General features: G+C 65.1%; 16 protein-coding genes. 7 read left to right on the top strand and 9 right to left on the bottom strand.

Features of this window, described 5'->3' with window-relative positions; genetic code table 11:
* Positions 1–61: 61 nt before the first annotated feature.
* Together ACDC66_RS05245 and ACDC66_RS05240 are read right to left on the bottom strand one after the other, a co-directional pair.
* On the bottom strand, positions 62–781 hold the full coding sequence (locus tag ACDC66_RS05245; protein WP_376695635.1) for a 3'-5' exonuclease: 720 nt from the start codon (positions 779–781) through the stop codon (positions 62–64).
* 6 nt (positions 782–787) lie between these two features.
* Positions 788–2,668, bottom strand: coding sequence for a DUF294 nucleotidyltransferase-like domain-containing protein (locus ACDC66_RS05240; protein WP_376695634.1), 1,881 nt, complete (start codon positions 2,666–2,668; stop codon positions 788–790).
* A 95-nt stretch (positions 2,669–2,763) separates the two neighbouring features.
* On the opposite strand from ACDC66_RS05240, the gene ACDC66_RS05235 reads away from it, so the two are divergent.
* From ACDC66_RS05235 to ACDC66_RS05225, 3 genes are all read left to right on the top strand, one after another.
* The gene (locus ACDC66_RS05235; RefSeq protein ID WP_376695633.1) at positions 2,764–3,522 is read left to right on the top strand and encodes an SDR family oxidoreductase; all 759 of its coding nucleotides are present in this window, start codon (positions 2,764–2,766) and stop codon (positions 3,520–3,522) included.
* Positions 3,523–3,599: 77 nt separating this feature from the next.
* Positions 3,600–4,718: a hemolysin family protein gene (locus tag ACDC66_RS05230; protein ID WP_376695632.1), complete on the top strand. Its 1,119-nt coding sequence runs from the start codon at positions 3,600–3,602 to the stop codon at positions 4,716–4,718.
* Positions 4,705–5,226, top strand: coding sequence for a protein tyrosine phosphatase family protein (locus ACDC66_RS05225; protein ID WP_376695631.1), 522 nt, complete (start codon positions 4,705–4,707; stop codon positions 5,224–5,226). Before ACDC66_RS05230 ends, ACDC66_RS05225 begins: the two co-directional genes overlap by 14 nt.
* Positions 5,227–5,271: 45 nt before the next feature.
* Here the strand turns inward: ACDC66_RS05225 and ACDC66_RS05220 are convergent, their stop codons facing one another.
* Positions 5,272–6,471, bottom strand: coding sequence for an aminotransferase class V-fold PLP-dependent enzyme (locus ACDC66_RS05220; protein WP_376695630.1), 1,200 nt, complete (start codon positions 6,469–6,471; stop codon positions 5,272–5,274).
* Between the two features lie 135 nt (positions 6,472–6,606).
* On the opposite strand from ACDC66_RS05220, the gene ACDC66_RS05215 reads away from it, so the two are divergent.
* Positions 6,607–7,731 (top strand): GGDEF domain-containing protein, encoded by a 1,125-nt coding sequence (locus ACDC66_RS05215; RefSeq protein WP_376695629.1) that lies wholly within the window; start codon positions 6,607–6,609, stop codon positions 7,729–7,731.
* 108 nt (positions 7,732–7,839) lie between these two features.
* Positions 7,840–9,015 carry a hypothetical protein gene (locus ACDC66_RS05210; protein WP_376695628.1) on the top strand — a complete coding sequence of 392 codons (1,176 nt, stop codon included), beginning with the start codon at positions 7,840–7,842 and terminating at the stop codon, positions 9,013–9,015.
* 30 nt (positions 9,016–9,045) lie between these two features.
* Here the strand turns inward: ACDC66_RS05210 and ACDC66_RS05205 are convergent, their stop codons facing one another.
* Together ACDC66_RS05205 and ACDC66_RS05200 are read right to left on the bottom strand one after the other, a co-directional pair.
* Positions 9,046–10,323 carry an FAD-dependent oxidoreductase gene (locus tag ACDC66_RS05205; protein WP_376695627.1) on the bottom strand — a complete coding sequence of 426 codons (1,278 nt, stop codon included), beginning with the start codon at positions 10,321–10,323 and terminating at the stop codon, positions 9,046–9,048.
* The gene (locus tag ACDC66_RS05200) at positions 10,314–11,768 is read right to left on the bottom strand and encodes an FAD-binding oxidoreductase (protein ID WP_376695626.1); all 1,455 of its coding nucleotides are present in this window, start codon (positions 11,766–11,768) and stop codon (positions 10,314–10,316) included. The genes ACDC66_RS05205 and ACDC66_RS05200 overlap by 10 nt, the downstream gene beginning before the upstream one ends.
* Before the next feature lie 96 nt (positions 11,769–11,864).
* On the opposite strand from ACDC66_RS05200, the gene ACDC66_RS05195 reads away from it, so the two are divergent.
* The gene (locus ACDC66_RS05195; RefSeq protein WP_376695625.1) at positions 11,865–13,175 is read left to right on the top strand and encodes an META domain-containing protein; all 1,311 of its coding nucleotides are present in this window, start codon (positions 11,865–11,867) and stop codon (positions 13,173–13,175) included.
* A 22-nt stretch (positions 13,176–13,197) separates the two neighbouring features.
* On the opposite strand, the gene ACDC66_RS05190 is transcribed toward ACDC66_RS05195, so the two are convergent.
* Positions 13,198–13,785, bottom strand: a complete 588-nt coding sequence (locus tag ACDC66_RS05190; RefSeq protein ID WP_376695624.1) for an NAD(P)H-dependent oxidoreductase — start codon at positions 13,783–13,785, stop codon at positions 13,198–13,200.
* Complete coding sequence (gene ubiM / locus ACDC66_RS05185; RefSeq protein WP_376695623.1) at positions 13,782–14,996, bottom strand: 5-demethoxyubiquinol-8 5-hydroxylase UbiM; 1,215 nt, start codon at positions 14,994–14,996, stop codon at positions 13,782–13,784. Before ubiM ends, ACDC66_RS05190 begins: the two co-directional genes overlap by 4 nt.
* A 160-nt stretch (positions 14,997–15,156) precedes the next feature.
* Between ubiM and ACDC66_RS05180 the strand changes: the two genes are divergently transcribed.
* Positions 15,157–15,453, top strand: a complete 297-nt coding sequence (locus ACDC66_RS05180) for a zinc-finger domain-containing protein (RefSeq protein ID WP_376695622.1) — start codon at positions 15,157–15,159, stop codon at positions 15,451–15,453.
* Here the strand turns inward: ACDC66_RS05180 and ACDC66_RS05175 are convergent.
* Entirely contained in the window at positions 15,450–15,815 is a 366-nt protein-coding gene (locus ACDC66_RS05175; protein ID WP_376695621.1) for a DUF488 domain-containing protein, read from the bottom strand. The two genes, ACDC66_RS05180 and ACDC66_RS05175, sit on opposite strands and share 4 nt — an antisense overlap.
* A 25-nt stretch (positions 15,816–15,840) precedes the next feature.
* A complete protein-coding gene (ilvA, locus tag ACDC66_RS05170; protein WP_376695620.1) occupies positions 15,841–17,070 on the bottom strand; it encodes a threonine ammonia-lyase in 1,230 nt (409 codons plus the stop codon).
* Positions 17,071–17,177 lie beyond the last annotated feature (107 nt).

Below are 17,177 nucleotides of genomic sequence, written 5' to 3'. Positions count from 1 at the left end.
ATTTCGGTCATTAGAATTTGTTTGGTACTTGGTGCTTGGAATTTCGAATTTTTAAATCCGCCTATAGCCACCACTCCGAAACTACATCATTCGGACTGCCATGGTAAGCAACTTGCGCCTGAAACAACTCCGCAGTCGCCAACGCGTCGGTCAACGCGTGATGCGGTGAATATTCAGGCAGGTGGTAACGCCGTCGTGCGTCGGCCAACCTGAGCGACACCCGGCGACCGCCAAACCAGGTCATGGGATTGAGCGTCGGGCGCCGGGTGACGATCTTTTCGATCTGCAGCGTGTCGATCAGCGGGAACATGAGACCTTCCCCGAAGCGGCGCTGGAAAGCCTGATAGAGAAAGCGCCGCTCGATGGCGTGATAGTGCACCACCGCCACGCGGCCGGAAAGCGCCTCGAGCAATTCATCGGCGACTTCCTCCAGATCCGGAGCATCGGTGATTTCATGATGCGTGATGTTGTGAATGGTGATCGAGTGCTCGTCGATCTCGCGCCGCGGCCTCAACACCCGGTAGTAGCCTTCCGGAGGCCGGATGCGCCCCAGCGAGAAGGGCACCATGCCGATGCTGACGATACCGTGACGCTTGGCGTCGAGCCCGGTGGTCTCCAGGTCGAGGGCAACCAGCGGCACTTCGGCAATCGCCGTATCGGCCGCGATACTGCCGCGACGATAGAAATCGCGAATCGACGCCACGCGGCTTTGCCCGGCCAGTTCGCCGAATCGCGCTTGCCAGTCTGTCGGAGCGCTTGCCGCTTGCCTGCCGGGGAACATGACAGCCTAGCCCGTCCGCACCGGCCGGTAGCGGAATCGAATGAACTTCTGGGCGTTGGACAGCACCTTGAAGGCGTCCTTGAGGCTTCGCCGCTCGAAGGCCGACAGGGTTTCTGGATCGATATTGTTGTTGGCCTCACCCCCGCGTTCGGCGTCCCAGGCCTGGTGGCGCGCCCGTACCATGGAGATGAACTCCAGTGAATCGCGCAGGTCTGCGGCCATACTCGCGGTCAGGAAGCCGGCGGCCACCGTATCTTCCAGCCGCCGGAAGGAATTCTGCGAGCGTGAGCCGGCCGCCAGCGCGTGTACGCGGATCACATCGACCAGCGGTGCGGTGCCCCGGCGCTTGAGGTTGATCGAGTTCTCGTGGCGCCCGCCGTGCTCGAGCACGAAGTCGCGAAAGAACCCCAGGGGCGGTGTGCGATTGTTGGCGTTGATCGCAAGGCAACCCAGGAAGGACGGTTCGACGCTGGCCTCACGGGCAATCAACACCTTCAGCTCCTCTGCCATGCTGGTTGCCCCGGCTACGCCGTCGAGGTCGAAGAAGATCGAGCTGTGCAGCAAGCGCTCGGCATTCGGCCGATGGATCCACTCCATGAACTGCTTCTTCCAAACCGACAGCGGCTGCCGCCACTTCTTGTTCGTGGCCATGATGTCGCCCGAGCAGTAGATATAGCCGGCCCGATGCAGGCCGTCGCTGACGAACTGGGCCAGCTCCCGGAAATACTCGTCATGGGCCCCGGGATCAAACTCGTCGTCCAGGACCATGGCATTGTCCTGGTCGGTGTAGACGAACTGCTCGTCGCGGGCCATCGAGCCCAGCGCGAGAAAGCAATACGGTACCGGCGGCGGCCCGAGCTTTTCCTCGCCGAGCTCGAGCAGGCGCTGCTTGAAGCTTCGGCCGATGGTGGCCATGGACGAGCCGATCATGTGCGAATTGGCGTCCTCGTTGACCATGCGGATGAAACTCGCCGCCACCGAGGGCTTGAGCGCTTCGAGTTCCTCTTGCGAGTTGCAGTGAAAGATATTGCGGACCACGAACAGGCTGTTCTGTGTTTCGTGGTGAATGATGTCGGCCAGGTCGAGCACGCCCACGGGCCGTTGGTGATCGAGCACGGGCAGGTGATGCACGTTTTCGCGCAGCATCACCAGCAAGGCCTCGAACAGGAACTGGCTGCTCTGCACGCAGGCAACGTTGCTCGACATGGCCTTGCCCACCGGCGTGCTCGACGGAAGACCCTCGGCGACGACGCGTCGTCGCAGGTCGCTGTCGGTGAGAATGCCGGCGAGTACCGGGTTGGCCTCTCCCTCCTCTTCAGGATCTTCCAGAACGAGTACCGAGGTGACGCGCTCGTCGGTCATCAGCCGCGCCGCGTCTTCGACGCTTGTCGAGATGCTGACGGATACCGGCGGGTGGCGGACCAGTTTGCCGGTGCGCAGAGTCAGCAGCGGATTGTCGCCGGCCTGCTGTTGCGCGGCCTGCCTGAGCCGCGTGCGATCTTCCACTTCGACGTAGTCGGCAAAGGCGACATTGCTGTCGAAAAGACGACGAAACAGATCGCCCGGCACGAAGTAGATGAGCGTGTCTTCCACTGCGCGCGCGGGAAACCGGGCGGGCTTGCTGCTGAGCAGGCCCAGCTGCCCGAAGATGTCGCCCTCGCCCAGGCGGTTGTAGAGTTCGCCGCTGCGGCGGAACAGCTCCACCGATCCGCTGCGGATGTAGTGCAGGTCACGGATTTCATCACCCAGGCTGACAATGTCCGTGCCGGCACGGAAGTAGTTCACCTCGACCGAGCGCGCGACCTCTTCGAGTTCCTCTGCGGTCAGGAAACTGAATGGCTCGCGGCCACTGAGATGCTCGCGAATCTCGATCTGCTCGATTTCCATCCCGTGCTTGCCCCGCGTCGATGAATGCCTTCATGGTACCGCGCTGCATTGAGTGGTCGCGTTCACCCGGTGATAATGCGCGCATGAACGATTCGATGAGTAAACTCTGGTCCCTCGCGGGCCGTCGTGCCCTGATCACCGGCGCGAGCCGCGGCATCGGCCTGGCCGTCGCCCACGCACTGTGCGAACGCGGCGCCGAGGTGTGGATGGCGGCGCGCGGACGTGACCGACTGAATGCGGCCGTGGATGAACTGACCACGGCGGGCTGGAAGGTCCACGCCATTGCCGCGGACGTGACCGATGCCCAAGCGCGCCGGGCGATGCTGGACAAGCTTGATGGACCGCTGCATATCCTGGTCAACAACGCCGGCTACAACATCCGGAAGCCGGCGCTGAAGTATTCAGAAGATGAACTGCGCGGCATTCTTGACACCAACCTGGTGGCCAGCTTCGAGCTTGCACGCGCCGCCCATTCCAGTCTGAAGGCAGCCGGTTCAGCCAGCGTGGTGAATATGTCATCGGTGGCCGGCCTGAAGCATCTTCGCACCGGCGCACCCTATGCCATGAGCAAGGCGGCCATGAACCAGATGACGCGCAACCTCGCCGCCGAGTGGGCCGGCGACGGCATCCGCGTCAATGCTGTCGCGCCCTGGTATATTGATACGCCGCTGGCCCGGCAGGTGCTCGACGATCCCGATTTCCTGGCCGACGTACTGTCACGGACCCCGCTTGGGCGTATCGGCCGCCCCGAGGAAGTCGCCGCGGCCGTCGCCTTCCTGTGCATGCCGGCGGCCGGCTACATCACCGGCCAGACGCTGCCGGTCGACGGCGGCTTCAGCATCTACGGCTTCTAGTCACAACAGCCCTGCCCTGCACATCCGTGTGCAAATGGTTAGCTACAATGCGAAGGGATTTCATCATCTGAGGCGGTATGGCCTTACTGGCGTTCTACCTGTTTCTCGCCGTCGGCGTTTCCTTCCTCTGCTCGATCCTGGAAGCGGCTCTGTTGAGCATCACGCCCGCCCATATTGCCGTGCTCAACGAACGCGGCAGCCGAACGGGCAAACGGCTGCGGCGGCTAAAGCGCGACATCGACCAGCCGCTGGCGGCCATTCTAAGCCTCAACACGATCGCCCATACCTTCGGCGCCGCCGGCGTCGGCGCCCAGGCGCAGGTGGTCTTCGGCCAGGCCTGGCTGAGCCTTGCCTCGGCGGTGGTCACGCTTTTGATCCTGGTCTTCTCCGAGATCATTCCCAAGACCCTCGGCGCCACGCACTCAAAATCCCTGGCCGGATTCACCGCCGCCAGCTGCATCGCGCTGATCTACTTCACCTGGCCGCTGGTGCAGCTTTCAAAGCTGATTACACGCTGGCTGGCGCACGACAAGTCGGCACCCACCGTCAGCCGCGAAGAGTTCCGCGTGCTTGCGCAGATGGGTTCGCGAGAAGGCGTGTTCGGAGAAGAAGAATCGAACATCTTCGCCAACCTGATCCGATTCAGCGCGATCCGCGTCGAAGACATCATGACGCCGAGAGTCGCCGTGGTCATGGTGCGTTGCGACCAGACCGTCAGCGAGATCATGAATTCCCCGAGGGCCATGAGTTTCTCGCGTTTCCCCGTCTACGGTGATTCGGACGAGGACATCCGCGGTTACGTACTCAAGACCGACATCATGCTGGCCCAGGCACAGGGGAACGGCGACACACCCCTGGAAGAACTCAAGCGCGAAGTGCTGTTCGTGCCCGAGTTCGTTTCGCTGCAGAACCTCTTCAGCCAGCTGCTGGCCCGTCAGGATCACTTCGCCGTCGTGGTCGACGAATACGGCGGCCTGGCCGGCGTGGTGACCATGGAAGACGTGCTCGAGACCCTTGTGGGCATGGAGATCGTCGACGAGAGCGACACTGTCGAGGACCTGCGCCATGCCGCGCGGGAAAAATGGAAAGCCCGGGCCCGTAAACTGGGCATGGACTGGCCGCATCCGGATGATGAAGCGGATTCGGGCAACGAATCACGCCGGGACAAGAAAAAGGAGCCCAATGATGACAGCTAGAAAACAACTCCTGAGCCTCTTCACAGCCGTGCTGCTGGTCAGCGCCTGCGCCACGACGCAGGAGACCATGCGCTGGCCCGATATCGACGGTGCGCACACCCCGGAGCCCAACCGCATGATCACCGGCCAGCCGACCCCGGCCGAACTGGTGGCGGCTGAGAGAGCCGGGGTACAGCACGTGGTCAACGCCCGCGATATCGGTGAATTCGAGGCCTGGGACGAAAGCGAGCTGGTCGATTCCCTGGCCATGACCTACCACCGCGTGCCGATCGGCAGCACCGACGATCTCGATCGCGAGGCGGTTGCGGCTTTCGATCGCATCCTGGCCGAAATCGGCGATGATCCGGCGCTGCTGCACTGCGCCTCGGGCAACCGCATCGGCGCCCTCTACGCCCTGCGCGCGGCGTGGATCAAGGGCGAAGACGCGGAGTCGGCCGTGGAGATCGGCAAGACGCACGGCCTGACCAGCCTGGAGTCGGCGGTGCGCGAGAAACTGTCGGTCGAGTAAGGCACGCCCGGCTCAGCGGCACCCGACCTGGCGCAGACCCTCGATTCAGTCTTGCGGCGGCCATCCTTCCGCGAGGATGGCATCGATCGCCGCGATGACGCGTGGCACTTCCTCGAGAGCGTTGGGCCAGTGCGGGGAAAACCGTATCCAACCATCGGGGCTGGCACAGGCAATGCCGCGCTCGGCCAGCGCCTGAACCCAGGCAGGCGCATGAGCGGGATCATCTGGACGCACGCTCAGAATGCCGGAGCGTCCCTGAGCATCCGTCATGCGGGCTGACTCGAAGCCCCGTTCGATCAATTGCGGCTCGAGTTCATCGAGCCATGTCTGAACGTGCCGATGGATGGTGTTCACGCCCAGCTGTTCGATCAATTGCAGGCTCGCTTCGAGCCCGGCCGCACCGAGCGTGTTGGCGGTACCGGCCTCGGCCATCAGAGCACCGGTTCGGAATGGACGGTCGTAGCGAAGTTCACCGGGCGCGCGAGTGAGAAAAGCGAAAGCGTTTTCATGGCTGAGCCAGCCGGCCATGTTCGGCTCCAGCGCCGGGGCACGCTCCGCTGCGACGTGCAGAAAACCGACCCCCTCCGGCGCCATCAACCACTTGTGCGAACCACAGGCGAGGTAATCGATGCCCATCGCCGCGACATCCAGCGGCACGATGCCGGCGGCCTGGATCGCGTCGACGAACAGCTCGGTGTTGTAACGCCTGCACAGCTCACCCATGCGCTCGAGCGGCATGCGCTGGCCGGTGGTGAACTGCACCGCGCTGACCGCCACCAGGCGCACACCACGCTTCAACTCGGCTTCGAAACGCTCGAGCGCCGCATCCCGGTCGACGCGGAAATCGTCGGCCTTGAGCCAGACCACCTCGAGCTCGTAGCGTCGGGCCGCCTGCTGCCAGGGCGTGATATTGGTGGGAAATTCGCCGTCGAAGACCAGCACCCGATCGCCTTCCTGCCAGCGCAAGCCCTGCGCGATGGCGATGATCCCCGTCGAAGTATTGGCCGTCAGCGCCACGCTGCCGGACGGCGCACCGATCAGCCCGGCCAGGGAATCGCGCAGGCGTTCACGCCGCGCCACCTCCTCGACGTACCAGGCCATACCCTGCTCGGCATAACCGGCGAGTACCGCGCCGACCGCCTCGCGTACCGGCTCCGAAGGCGGCGACAGCGAGGCATGGTTGGCATAGACATCGGTCTGGAGCCCGGAAAAGAGCTCACGACTGCCCGGCAACGGTTCATACATTGGGAGTCTCCTGACTCGGTCGAATCATCCGACTGCAGGTCGGTTTGTCCAGGGTCAAAACGCGGGTCGACCCTGTACTCTAAACTATCCCTGCGTCGCAAGCGCCCACGAGACCACTCAGCAATGAACCCAACCATGTCGACGAACGACAACCTGCCGGATATGCGCGCCGAACGCCGGCACATGGCGCGCACGATGGCGCTGGCAGCATCGGGGCTGGCGCTTCTGATCGTCCCTCTCTACCAGTTCGTGGAATGGCGGCTCGACCATGCCCCCACGGAGCATCTGTGGCTGCACGCCCAATGGCGCTCGCTGGTGGTCTTCGCGGCGCTGGCGACCCTGGCGTGGTGCTTCACGCATCCCGACGGCCGCGGCGCGCCGGTCGTGCTCAGGCTGCTCAGCCTGAGCATCATGTGCATGATGTTCGGCATGTTCGCCAGTGACTACCTCCACGGGGCAGCCTCGCTCGATCGGATGATCCAGGGGCTGATCATGACCACGTTCGCGGTCTCGCTGATCTCGCTGCGAGGCGGGCGGGAGCTGCTCGTGCTCTTCGGCCTGCCGTTTGCAGCGACACTGCTCGGGCTCCATGCGCTGGGCGCTTCCTTGCACGATGTTGTCGTGACCCTGTTCGACCCGCTGATGATGGCGGTGATCGCGCTGATCATTTCGGAGGTCTTCTACCAGACGCGAATCCGCATGCTGGTGCTCGACGAGCAGCTGCGGCAACTGGCAACGACCGACGCGCTGACCGGGTTGAGCAACCGACGGGAGGTCGAGGACCAGATCGCAATGGAGATGGCCCGCGCCGGCCGACACGATTCGACCTTCGCTCTGATCCTGGGCGACCTCGACCACTTCAAGCACGTCAACGACCGCTTCGGCCACAGCACCGGGGATGCCGTACTGACCGAGATCGGCCGGATCCTGCGTTCGAATATCCGCATCGAAGACCGGGCGGTGCGCTGGGGCGGCGAGGAGTTCCTGATCCTTCTGCCGGCGACCGGGCGGGCCGAGGCGATGAAGGTTGCCGAGAAAATCCGTTCAGCCATCGCCGCATCACCGCTGCACTGCGATGGCCACGAGGTTCCGGTGACCATCAGCTTCGGGGTGGCTGCTTTCAACGGCGAAAACGATGTCGCCGACCTGATCAAGCGCGCCGATGCGGCCATGTATCGCGCCAAGCGCCAGGGCCGTAATCGCGTGTGCGCGGCCGATGACGACAGGAATGCCGCCCCCGACCGGCCACTGAGCGCATAACACTCGGACGCCCATCAAGGCCGGGCCGGGATCTCTTTGTTGGCATGCGTTGTGCTGGGGGGGGGTGCGCTAGACTGGTCATCCGTTTGGCATGTAGCAGGCAATCCCATGAAGCACCTCGTCTCCGCACTGATCCTAGCGACCGCCCTGTCGCTGGCATCAACCGCCCCGGCGGCGCTGCCCGGCGGCATCAGCGGCCACTGGTACAACCCCGACCAATCCGGGCACGGCCTCTCGGTCACCCTGGCCAATCCGGAACTTGCCATCGTCGTCTGGCATGTCTTCGACACAGACGGCAATCCGATGACGCTCTACATCGAAGGGGAAGTCTCCGGTCGCGCGATCGAGGGAACGGCCTACGCGCCAAAGGGCATGCGTTTTGGCATGTTCGATCCCGCGAATTTCGAAGCGCCGCAATGGGGCGAAGTCGATCTCGAGTTCGACAATTGCGTCGAGGCGACCTTGCGCTGGGATTCGTCGGATCCCGCCTTTGGCAGCGGTTCGATGCCGCTGGAGCGTCTGGCCTTTACCCACGGCCTGGACTGCAAGCCGCCATCACCCGGTGATGTACCGGCCGGCCTGTACATCGGAAGAACGCAAGCCGAAGACGGCATCGACGAGGACTTCCAAGCCGTGGTCGATCTCGAGGGTCGGCTCTGGGGCATGGACCGCGGCAGGTATCCCATCCCCAGCCCGATGTGGGTCGGCGCCCGCCTGCCCTGGGTGGTGCTGGGCCGGCCGGTCGATGCGAACTCGTCATTCGAATACGAAGGCCGGGCCAGCAAGATGTACTGGACCTTTCCCTGGTCCGAAGTCCGCGACCACTTCGCCGCAAGCGGAGAGTGGTTCGGCCCGACTGGTGGTGGCGAGCTGCGGTGGCTGGACGGCGACAGCCGTGAATGGACGCTGACCTGGTCGCCGGCCACCGAAACCGACAAGTCGCTGGTCGCGCCTCTGACGCTTTCGGCACTGGCCGGTCGCTACGAGGTGCCGATGAGCGACCAGACCCCGGGCGGCGCCACGGGCTGGCTTGAAATCGGCGCCGACGGCAGTCTGTGCATCGAAATGCCGGTCTCCTACGGCAACACGGACAAGGCGTGTCACTTCACCGGCCAAGTTCGTCTGCCCGACGGCGATGCGGGCCTGGTGGATTTCGAGGCGGGCACTTACCACGGCCGCGGATACATGGCTGACGGTCCCAATGGCCTTGAACTTGTGCTTGTCGGCGATGATCACCTCGGCAACAAAGGCGGCTTCGGCCTGGTGGCCTATCCCGAATCCTGAATCTCTGCGTTGTTTTGAAGATTGCGCGGGTCAGGCGGCACGCCGGCCGAAGCAGTCGGCGCGGTAGTCGCTGATATCGAGCGCCGGTTCGCGTCCGTCGACGAGGTCGGCGAGGATCTGTGCCGAACCGCAGGCCATGGTCCAACCCATGGGCCCGTGCCCGGCATTGAGATAGAGACCCCGGATATTGGTCTCCCCCAACAAGGGGCGCCCATCGGGCGTGACCGGACGCAACCCGGACCATAGCCTTCCGGCAGCCGGCGTGAGTTGTTCGGCCAGGGCCGGCAGCAGCTCGCGCGCATTGTTCAACAGGACGTCCATTCTCGCCGGCGGAATGGCGCGGCGATGGCCGGCGAAATCGGCCAAGCCGGCAATCCTCAAGCCGCGCTCGCCCAGGCGCAGGGTCACGAAACGACGCGCGGTGTCGAGCAGGGGCAGCGCCGGCAAGGCATGGGTATCTTCCAGTTCGAAGGTCGCCGAGTAGCCGCGTACGGGCTGGATGGGTACCCGTATGCCGAGCGGGCGCAGCAGTTCCGTCGTTGCCGGCCCGGCGGCGATCACGCAGGCGTCCGCCTTGATCGTCGCTCGATCGGTCTCGACCGCGGTCAATTTCTGTTTGTCGCAAACGATCCGGCGGATCGATTCTCCAAGATGTACTTGCGCGCCCTGCCGCCCGGCTGCTTCGGCGACACCCTGGGCGAAGCGTGCCGCGTCGCCCGACTCGTGCGTCGGGTAGAACAGCCCGCCGGCCAGCCGATCGGCCACGGGCGCCAGTGCCGGTTCGCGTGCGACGACGGCTTCGACATCGAGCGGTTCGACCTCGCCCAGGCCATCGATCAACTCGCGCCGCATCGCCAGGGCGCGGTCGAAGGCTGCCCGGTTGAAGTAGAGCTGCATGGACCCGGCCGTGGTCTGCGCGTAGTCGATGGCATAGCGATCCCGCCAGTCGCGAAGTCGATCCTGCGAGTACAGGCCCAGGCGGATATTGGCGCGTGCGTTCGCCATGAAGGGCGAGCGGCGCGATTGCGCCAGGAAGCGGACGCCCCAGCGGCCCAGCCCCGGCAGTCTCTGCGGCGGCAGCCGCCAGGGCGCGTCGGCCCGGCCCATGTATTTCAACAGGCTGCCGGCCAGGCCGGGGCCGTTCCAGGGCTCGGAATGCAGTGGTGTGACACCGCCGCCGTTGGCGTGGCTGTTCACCTCGGCTACCCGATCGCGCTGCTCGATCAGCGTCACCTCGAATCCGCGCTCGACCAGCGCCAGCGCGGTGCAGGCGCCGACTACGCCGGCGCCGATAACGGTTACCCGCATGACGAGCTTCCGTGGCTGCCTTCGGTGAGAATCTTGCCGGGATTGAGCAGCCCCTCGGGATCGAGGGCGGACTTGAGCCGCCGCATCAGGTCAAGCCGCACGGCGTCGGTACGCAGGACTAATTCTTCGGCACGCAGCTGGCCAATACCGTGCTCGGCGGCGATCGATCCGCGATGTCGCATCACGGCGTCGAACACGATGCGGTTGCAGTCGGCTTCCAGGGCCCTGAACGCCTCCGCATTCATGCCTTCGGGCTGGCTGAGATTGAAATGCAGATTGCCGTCGCCGACGTGACCGAACACGCAGGGCCGGATGCCGGGCACGCGCTCGGCCAGGGCGCTGCAGGTCTCGTCGACGAATTCCGGGATGGCGGCCACCGGCACCGAGATGTCGTGCTTGAGGCTGACCCCGCCGACTTTCTGCGCCGGGGAGATGGCTTCGCGCAGCCGCCAGAGCTGCTCGGCCTGGGTATCGTTTCCGGCGACAACGGCATCGGCCGCCACGCCCTCGTCGGCGGCTCGTTCCAGCGCCTGGACACAAGCGTCCTGCAGCCAGTCCCCGGCCACGGCCGTATCGGCCTGCAGCAGCAGGTACCAGGGATGCTCGCGTACCAGGGGATCATGCGCATCGGGCAGGTAGTCGAGCACATAATCCATGGCCAGGCGCGGCATCAACTCCAGCGCCGAGACGGTCTCTCCCAGATGCCGCCGCAGCAATCGCAGCAGGGTGAGCGCGGCCGGCAGATCGGGTACGCCCATAAAGGCGGTCATGCTCTGGCGTGGGGCGGAAACGAGATTGAGCGAGGCGGCGGTGATGATGCCCAGCGTACCCTCCGAGCCGATGAACAACTGATTGAGATCGTAGCCGCTGTTGTCCTTTCTCAACCCCTTGAGCCCGTCGAGGATCCGACCGTCGGCGAGCACGACTTCCAGCCCCAGCACCTGCTGGCGCATGTTGCCGTAACGGATGGTGAGATGGCCGCCGGCGTTGGTGGCGATATTGCCGCCGATGGTCGCCGTGCCCTCCGAAGCCAGGCTCATCGGAAACAGCAACCCGGCGCTCTCGGCAGCGGCCTGCGCACTCGCCAACGTACAGCCCGCCTCCAAGATCATGAAGGCGCCTTCGGCATCGACTCGGCGAACCTCACGCATCCGCTCCAGGCTCAGAATGACTTCCCGGTCGGCCCATCTAACGCTTTGACCGCCAACCAGACCGGTGTTGCCGCCCTGGGGCACGATTGCCGTGCCGTGCTCGCGACAGAGCGACACGACTGCGGCTACTTCCTGCGCGCTGCCCGGGCGAACCACGGCAAGCGGCGTCTCTCGATAGCGTCCGCGCGGCTCTCCGGCGTAGCGGGCCAGATCCTCCCCGGCGCTGATGAGGCCGGCGCTTCCAAGCACGCGCGAGAGCGCTTGCAGAAGCCGGGTACCGTCAAGTTCGTCCATGAACGCATTATCGCAGAGACCCACGAAGATTGACCGTAGAACCCGGGGCAGGAATGATGGTCTTCAGTAGGCAGAACCAGCGAGGAGCACTCCGAGATGATGCGTGGGACGATGTTGGCGGCAGCAACACTCTGGCTGGCCGGGTGCACCTGGACGGTCGACATGCGGTCGGATGACGGGGAACCCGGCGTCGACGCGTCCGAGCCCTTCTTCATCGAGGCCGAACTCTTCTATCCCGAGCGCGTCGCCCTGCCGGGGGATGCCGAATTGCTGGTGGCCGTCGATGCCGTCGGTCGCGAAGGCCGCACCACGCTGACGCGCTTCAGCACGCGCCTGGAAGGTCACCAGGTGCCCATTCCCCTGGGGTTCACCGTCGAACCCGAAAATAGCGATCCCGTGCTGTACGAGTTGAGTGCGGCCATCCTCTCCGGCGATCGCCTGCTGCGACTGACCGGACCGACACTCGTCCTGCCGCGGGACGGCCGGGCGCGGATGGAAAGAATTCACCTGCGCCATCCGCTCGAGGCGGGTTTCGGACAGAGCTGGCAGTGCGACTCGACAGGGTTGATGTTCGGTGCAGTCGGCGAGCAGGTTTTTCTGGCGGTCGACCGCCAGCTCCATGCCCTCGAACCGGTACCGGCCGATTCCGGGCTGCGCTACCAATCGGTGGGGGATTCGGGAATCGGCATCCACGAAAAGTCCGGCGATATTCAGTTCATACGCGATGAGGAACCCGGACCCGAGTGCCGCCGGGTCACCGCACTCGAGCCCCCGTTGTCCGGCGGCGGCAATGAACCCGGCTGGCAGGTCACGATCGACGATGACCACATCGAACTGACCAGCGACTATGGGCAGACCTCTACGGAGGCGAGCCTGATCGGGAGCGGCTCGAGCGGGCTGACGACACGCTTTCGCGGCATCGGCGACAACGGCCCCATCCTGGCGGCGTTCGGGCAAAGCGTCTGCCGCGACTCGGCAACCGGCATGCCGCACCCCTATTCCGTCGAGGTGCAGTTCGACGGCGGCCGGCTGGACGGCTGCGGGGGGCGGCCCCGGGACTTACTGCTTGGCACGGACTGGCGCGTCACCCGGCTCGATGGAGAAGCGGTTCCCGAGACGGGAGCAGACGATGAGGAAGTCATGATCACGATTGCGTTCGACGCCGAAGACCGCGTAAGCGGTCGCGCGGCCTGCAACCGCTTCACCGCCGACTACGAGCTTGGCGGCGAGGGCCTGTCGATCAGCCCTGCGGCGTCGACCCGCATGGCCTGCCGCGAACCGCGCATGCAGCTCGAATCCCGCTTTCTGGACCTGCTCGGCAGTGTTCGTCGCTTCAACATCGGCGCAGACGGCGAACTTGTCCTGATCACAACCGGCGGCAGGATCACCGCGGTTGCACAGGATTAGGACGACTCGCCCACCCGCCGTTTCAGGCGCCCTTTCGCCCCAGCGATTCGATCCGCTCGAGCCAGCGTTTACGGCCACGATCGTTCTTGCCGGCCACGCCACCGACGAAGCAGCGCCGCACCGGCCTGATACTGCAGAAATGCAGGATGTTGCGCTTGAGGTTGCGGTAACCGTGGGCGCCGAAAAACCAGCGATAGACCGGGCCGGGCATGCCCATGGTGATCACCACCCGTGCCGACTTGCCCTTGAGATGGCGCGCACCGATACCGTCGCGTGCATCGGCGGCAAAGGCGAAACCCGGCCGCATGACCTGCTCGAGGAAGGCCTTGACCCGGGCCGGCAGGGTACCCAGCCAGAGGGGGAAGAAGAACACCAGGTGGTCTGCGTCCCGTATCTTCGCCTGGACCGGCTTCAGGGACTCGGGTACCTCGCCATCGGTCCACTCCTTTTCGCTGGAGAGCATGGGGTAGTCGAGATCGGCCAGGCGCACTTGCTCGACGCGATGCCCCGCGGCCTCCGCCCCCTGGCGGTAGGCGTCGGCCAGGGCATGGCCGAAATGCTCGCCGGCCGGGTCGGGATGACCCTGGATGATCAGGATGCGCCGGCTCATCGAGCAGACCCGCGCAGTAATGCCAGCGGCCCCGGGAGACCGCCCTTTCCGGTGAGTTGGCGAGCCAAGGCCTGGCGGAAGGGGCCAACCCGGTTGGCAACGCGCAAGGCCGAGCGGCGCAGGAAGCGGGCCGGCATGCGATCGTCGGTGTAGAGCCCGACGACCGTCGCCGTGGCCAGGTAGAGCGGCAGGCTGGCGCGACGGTGACGCCGCCCGTAGGCGGCCAGCACGCTGCGATCGGAAACCGGCATTCCGTGTTCGGCAGCGCGCTGCATTTCGCCGGAGAGAATCTCGATACCGGTCAGTCCGAGGTTGAACCCGTGGGCGGTCACCGGGTGCATGCCCACGGCGGCATCGCCGACGGTTGCCAGTCGCTCGGCCACCAGCCGGTCGGGCCACACGCCGACCAGCGGATAGAGGTGACGCTGGCCGTCGAGATGCATCTCACCGAGACGGTGCCGATACATGCCGGTCACTTCACGGTTGAAATCGGCCTCGTCGACTTCGGCCAGTCTCCGGGCCTGTTCGTGGGGCAGCGTGATCACCGCCGAGGCGCGCCGTCCGTTGAGCGGCAGCAGGGCCAGGGTACGATCGTAGCCGAACCACTCCCAGGCGACGTGGTCGTGCTCCTGTTCCAGCGTGACATGCGCCAGTAGCATGCTGCGGCCGAAATCGCGCATGTGCGCCCCGATCCCGGCGGCCCGCCGCAGGGCCGAGAAACGCGAGTCGGCGGCGATCACCAGGTCGGCTTCGACCGAGCGCCCGTCAGAGAGATCCAAATACCGCCCCGTTGCCGTGAGTTCGGTGGCGTCCACGGTGACGCCGGCCTCGACTTCCACGCCGTCCTGGTCGGCCACCGCCTCCCAGGCCGCTCGGCGAATGTGGTGATTGGCGACCAGGGTGCCGAGTCGCTCATGCCCGCCGTCGGCATGGGTGATGCGCATGGGACGAGCCGATTCGCCGTCGAACACGGCCGCGTCGCGCAGCGCGCTGAGAGCTTCCGGTTCCAGCCGCTGCCAGATTCCGAGTCGCTCGAGTACGGCCTGGGAGGCATGGGTCAGGGCGATTTCGCGCCCATCCTCGATCGGGTTGGCCAGCTGCTCGCGCGGGTTGCCGTCGAACAAGCGGATTTCGAGGCCCAGTCCCTCGAGGGCTCGGGCAAGACACAGGCCGGCGGGTCCGGCGCCGACGATCGCCACGTCGATTTTCATCTTCGTATCGCTCTTTTCAGACATCGCTCTAAACTAGCACCAGCCGCGAAGGCCGGAATTGATATCGATCAGGCGCCGTATCGCGGCCGTGCCATCCCCTGAGACGGCTCGAGCGGGTACCATATCGTTTTGGATCTGTTTGCGTCGTCGAGAGGACAAGATGGTAGCCAAGCGCAAGGAAGGTGAACTCAAGCCCGCCTGCCGGCAGGAAGAGTACGAGGTCGGCTGGGAAGACCTGCCGCTGTCGTGCCCGACTTCGGAAATGAAGGTCTGGAACGCTCACCCGCGTGTTTACGTACCGGTCCACCGCTCCGGCCGTGAGGCCTGCGAATACTGCGGCGCCGTCTACGTTCTGCGCGATCCGGAGCCGGACCAGCCGATGCCGATGTTCGATAACTCCGAGATCGAGGACGCCTTCCGGCACGCCCAGCAGCGCGTGCGCGACGAGCGCGGTTAGAGCGTTTCCTCGAGTACTTCACGCAGCACGACCGCCTGGTTGTGCTCCGTGTTCTTCGCGCCGAACAGCAGCGTGACCGGCCCTGAGGCAGCCAGTTCGGCGAGCGCCTCGAGCTTTTCCCGCTTGTCGTCGTCCTCGAGCTCCTTGCGGTATTTCTGCTTGAACGCGGCCCAAAGTTTCGGGTCGTGGCCGAACCACTTTCGCAATTCGGTCGAGGGCGCCAGTTCCTTGAACCAGTGGTCGAGACCGGCCTGATCCTTCGAAATCCCGCGCGGCCACACGCGGTCGACCAGCACGCGTGTACCCCCGGGTGCGTCAGGTTCGTCGTAAATTCGTTGCAGGCGGATCTTCGAACGGGTCATCCCGGCCTCCTGTCGGTGAATTCGCTCATGCAGCCAGGACGCGCACGCTCAGTCCCTGCTCCTGCAATCGCTCGAACAGTGACCGCTGATGGTCCGCGTCGCGGGTTTCCAGTTCGAGGGTGATCTCGGTCAAGCCGACCGGCACATGCGTTTCGCCGCGGCGGTGGCGCACTTCGCGGACATTCATGCCCAGGTCGGCCACCTCAGCGATGAGGCCGGAGAGACTGCCCGGACGATCAGGGAGGGTCACGGCGATGCTCAACAGCCGGCCGCTGGCGCTCAGCCCGAAATCGATCGAGCGCCCGACCAGGGACATGTCGATATTGCCGCCGGAAATCACGCAAGCGACGCGTTCGTCGGCATCCAGTTCGATGCGCCCTTCGAGCAGCGCGGCAAGGCCGACCACGCCAGCGCCTTCGCCAATGGTGCGGGTCGTCTCCAGAAGGGTGACGATGGCCCTTGCGATGGCGTTGTCGTCGACGGTCACGATTTCATCGACGTACTCGCCGATCACCTGGCGGGTGAGCTTGCCCGGCGCCTTGACGCTGATGCCGTCGGCGATGGTGCGCGAGCCCGGCTCGATCGCATCGAACTCGCCGTCGTCGAGATAGTGCCGCCAGGGTGCAACCGCATCCGCCTGGACACCGACAACGCGAATGTCCGGGCGCTGCAGCTTGAGCGCCAGGGCAATGCCCGACAGCAGTCCACCGCCGCCGAGGCACACGACCGCCGTCGTCATCTCCGGCATGGCGTCGAGCATTTCCAGGCCGCAACTCGCCTGACCGGCGATGATGTCCCAGTCGTCGTAGGGTGATATGAAGGCCAGCCCCCGCGCTTTGGCCAGCTCGTATGCGCGCTCGGTGGCCTCTTCCAGCGTGGTGCCGATCTGTTCGATGTTTGCACCCAGCGAGCGGCAGGCCGCCACCTTGGTCATCGGCGCAGTCTCGGGCATGACCACGGTGGCCGGAATGTCGCGGCTGCGCGCTGCGTGCGCCACGGCCTGGGCATGATTGCCCGCCGACGCCGCCACAACGCCGGCCGGGCGCTCACCGTCAGCGACCAGCCGGGCAAGCTTGTGGCTGGCGCCGCGGAACTTGAACGATCCGGTGAGCTGCAGGTTCTCGTGCTTGAGCCGCAGCTCGGCGCCTACGCGCGAAGACAATGTCTCACTGTGTTCGAGCGGTGTCTGTGAGATGCGATCGCGAATGCGTTCCCGCGCTGCGATCAGGTCTTCAAGCTCGAGTTCCATGGCCATGGGCGGATTCCTGTGTAAGGAGCTTCGGTCATTCTGACACCGTTCAGGGCGCCTGCTCGGAGGAGCGAGCCACAGTGGCCTGTTGCTGGCGGCCGGCGCCTGGTCTT

Source organism: Wenzhouxiangella psychrophila, from assembly GCF_042310375.1.
Lineage (GTDB): Bacteria > Pseudomonadota > Gammaproteobacteria > Xanthomonadales > Wenzhouxiangellaceae > Wenzhouxiangella.
The sequence above is the reverse complement of the archived record's forward strand: the minus strand, read 5'-3'. Positions and strand labels throughout refer to the sequence as shown.

What these genes read in the sequence shown, in the direction of transcription:
- ACDC66_RS05175 (WP_376695621.1), bottom strand. Translation starts at nt 15,815, where the DNA reads ATGACCCGTTCGAAGATCCGCCTGCAACGAATTTACGACGAACCTGAC.
- ubiM (WP_376695623.1), bottom strand. Translation starts at nt 14,996, where the DNA reads ATGAAAATCGACGTGGCGATCGTCGGCGCCGGACCCGCCGGCCTGTGT.
- ACDC66_RS05215 (WP_376695629.1), top strand. Translation starts at nt 6,607, where the DNA reads ATGTCGACGAACGACAACCTGCCGGATATGCGCGCCGAACGCCGGCAC.
- ACDC66_RS05200 (WP_376695626.1), bottom strand. Translation starts at nt 11,768, where the DNA reads ATGGACGAACTTGACGGTACCCGGCTTCTGCAAGCGCTCTCGCGCGTG.
- ACDC66_RS05235 (WP_376695633.1), top strand. Translation starts at nt 2,764, where the DNA reads ATGAGTAAACTCTGGTCCCTCGCGGGCCGTCGTGCCCTGATCACCGGC.
- ACDC66_RS05225 (WP_376695631.1), top strand. Translation starts at nt 4,705, where the DNA reads ATGATGACAGCTAGAAAACAACTCCTGAGCCTCTTCACAGCCGTGCTG.
- ACDC66_RS05205 (WP_376695627.1), bottom strand. Translation starts at nt 10,323, where the DNA reads ATGCGGGTAACCGTTATCGGCGCCGGCGTAGTCGGCGCCTGCACCGCG.
- ACDC66_RS05245 (WP_376695635.1), bottom strand. Translation starts at nt 781, where the DNA reads ATGTTCCCCGGCAGGCAAGCGGCAAGCGCTCCGACAGACTGGCAAGCG.
- ACDC66_RS05230 (WP_376695632.1), top strand. Translation starts at nt 3,600, where the DNA reads ATGGCCTTACTGGCGTTCTACCTGTTTCTCGCCGTCGGCGTTTCCTTC.
- ACDC66_RS05240 (WP_376695634.1), bottom strand. Translation starts at nt 2,668, where the DNA reads ATGGAAATCGAGCAGATCGAGATTCGCGAGCATCTCAGTGGCCGCGAG.
- ACDC66_RS05190 (WP_376695624.1), bottom strand. Translation starts at nt 13,785, where the DNA reads ATGAGCCGGCGCATCCTGATCATCCAGGGTCATCCCGACCCGGCCGGC.
- ACDC66_RS05180 (WP_376695622.1), top strand. Translation starts at nt 15,157, where the DNA reads ATGGTAGCCAAGCGCAAGGAAGGTGAACTCAAGCCCGCCTGCCGGCAG.
- ACDC66_RS05210 (WP_376695628.1), top strand. Translation starts at nt 7,840, where the DNA reads ATGAAGCACCTCGTCTCCGCACTGATCCTAGCGACCGCCCTGTCGCTG.
- ilvA (WP_376695620.1), bottom strand. Translation starts at nt 17,070, where the DNA reads ATGGCCATGGAACTCGAGCTTGAAGACCTGATCGCAGCGCGGGAACGC.
- ACDC66_RS05220 (WP_376695630.1), bottom strand. Translation starts at nt 6,471, where the DNA reads ATGTATGAACCGTTGCCGGGCAGTCGTGAGCTCTTTTCCGGGCTCCAG.
- ACDC66_RS05195 (WP_376695625.1), top strand. Translation starts at nt 11,865, where the DNA reads ATGATGCGTGGGACGATGTTGGCGGCAGCAACACTCTGGCTGGCCGGG.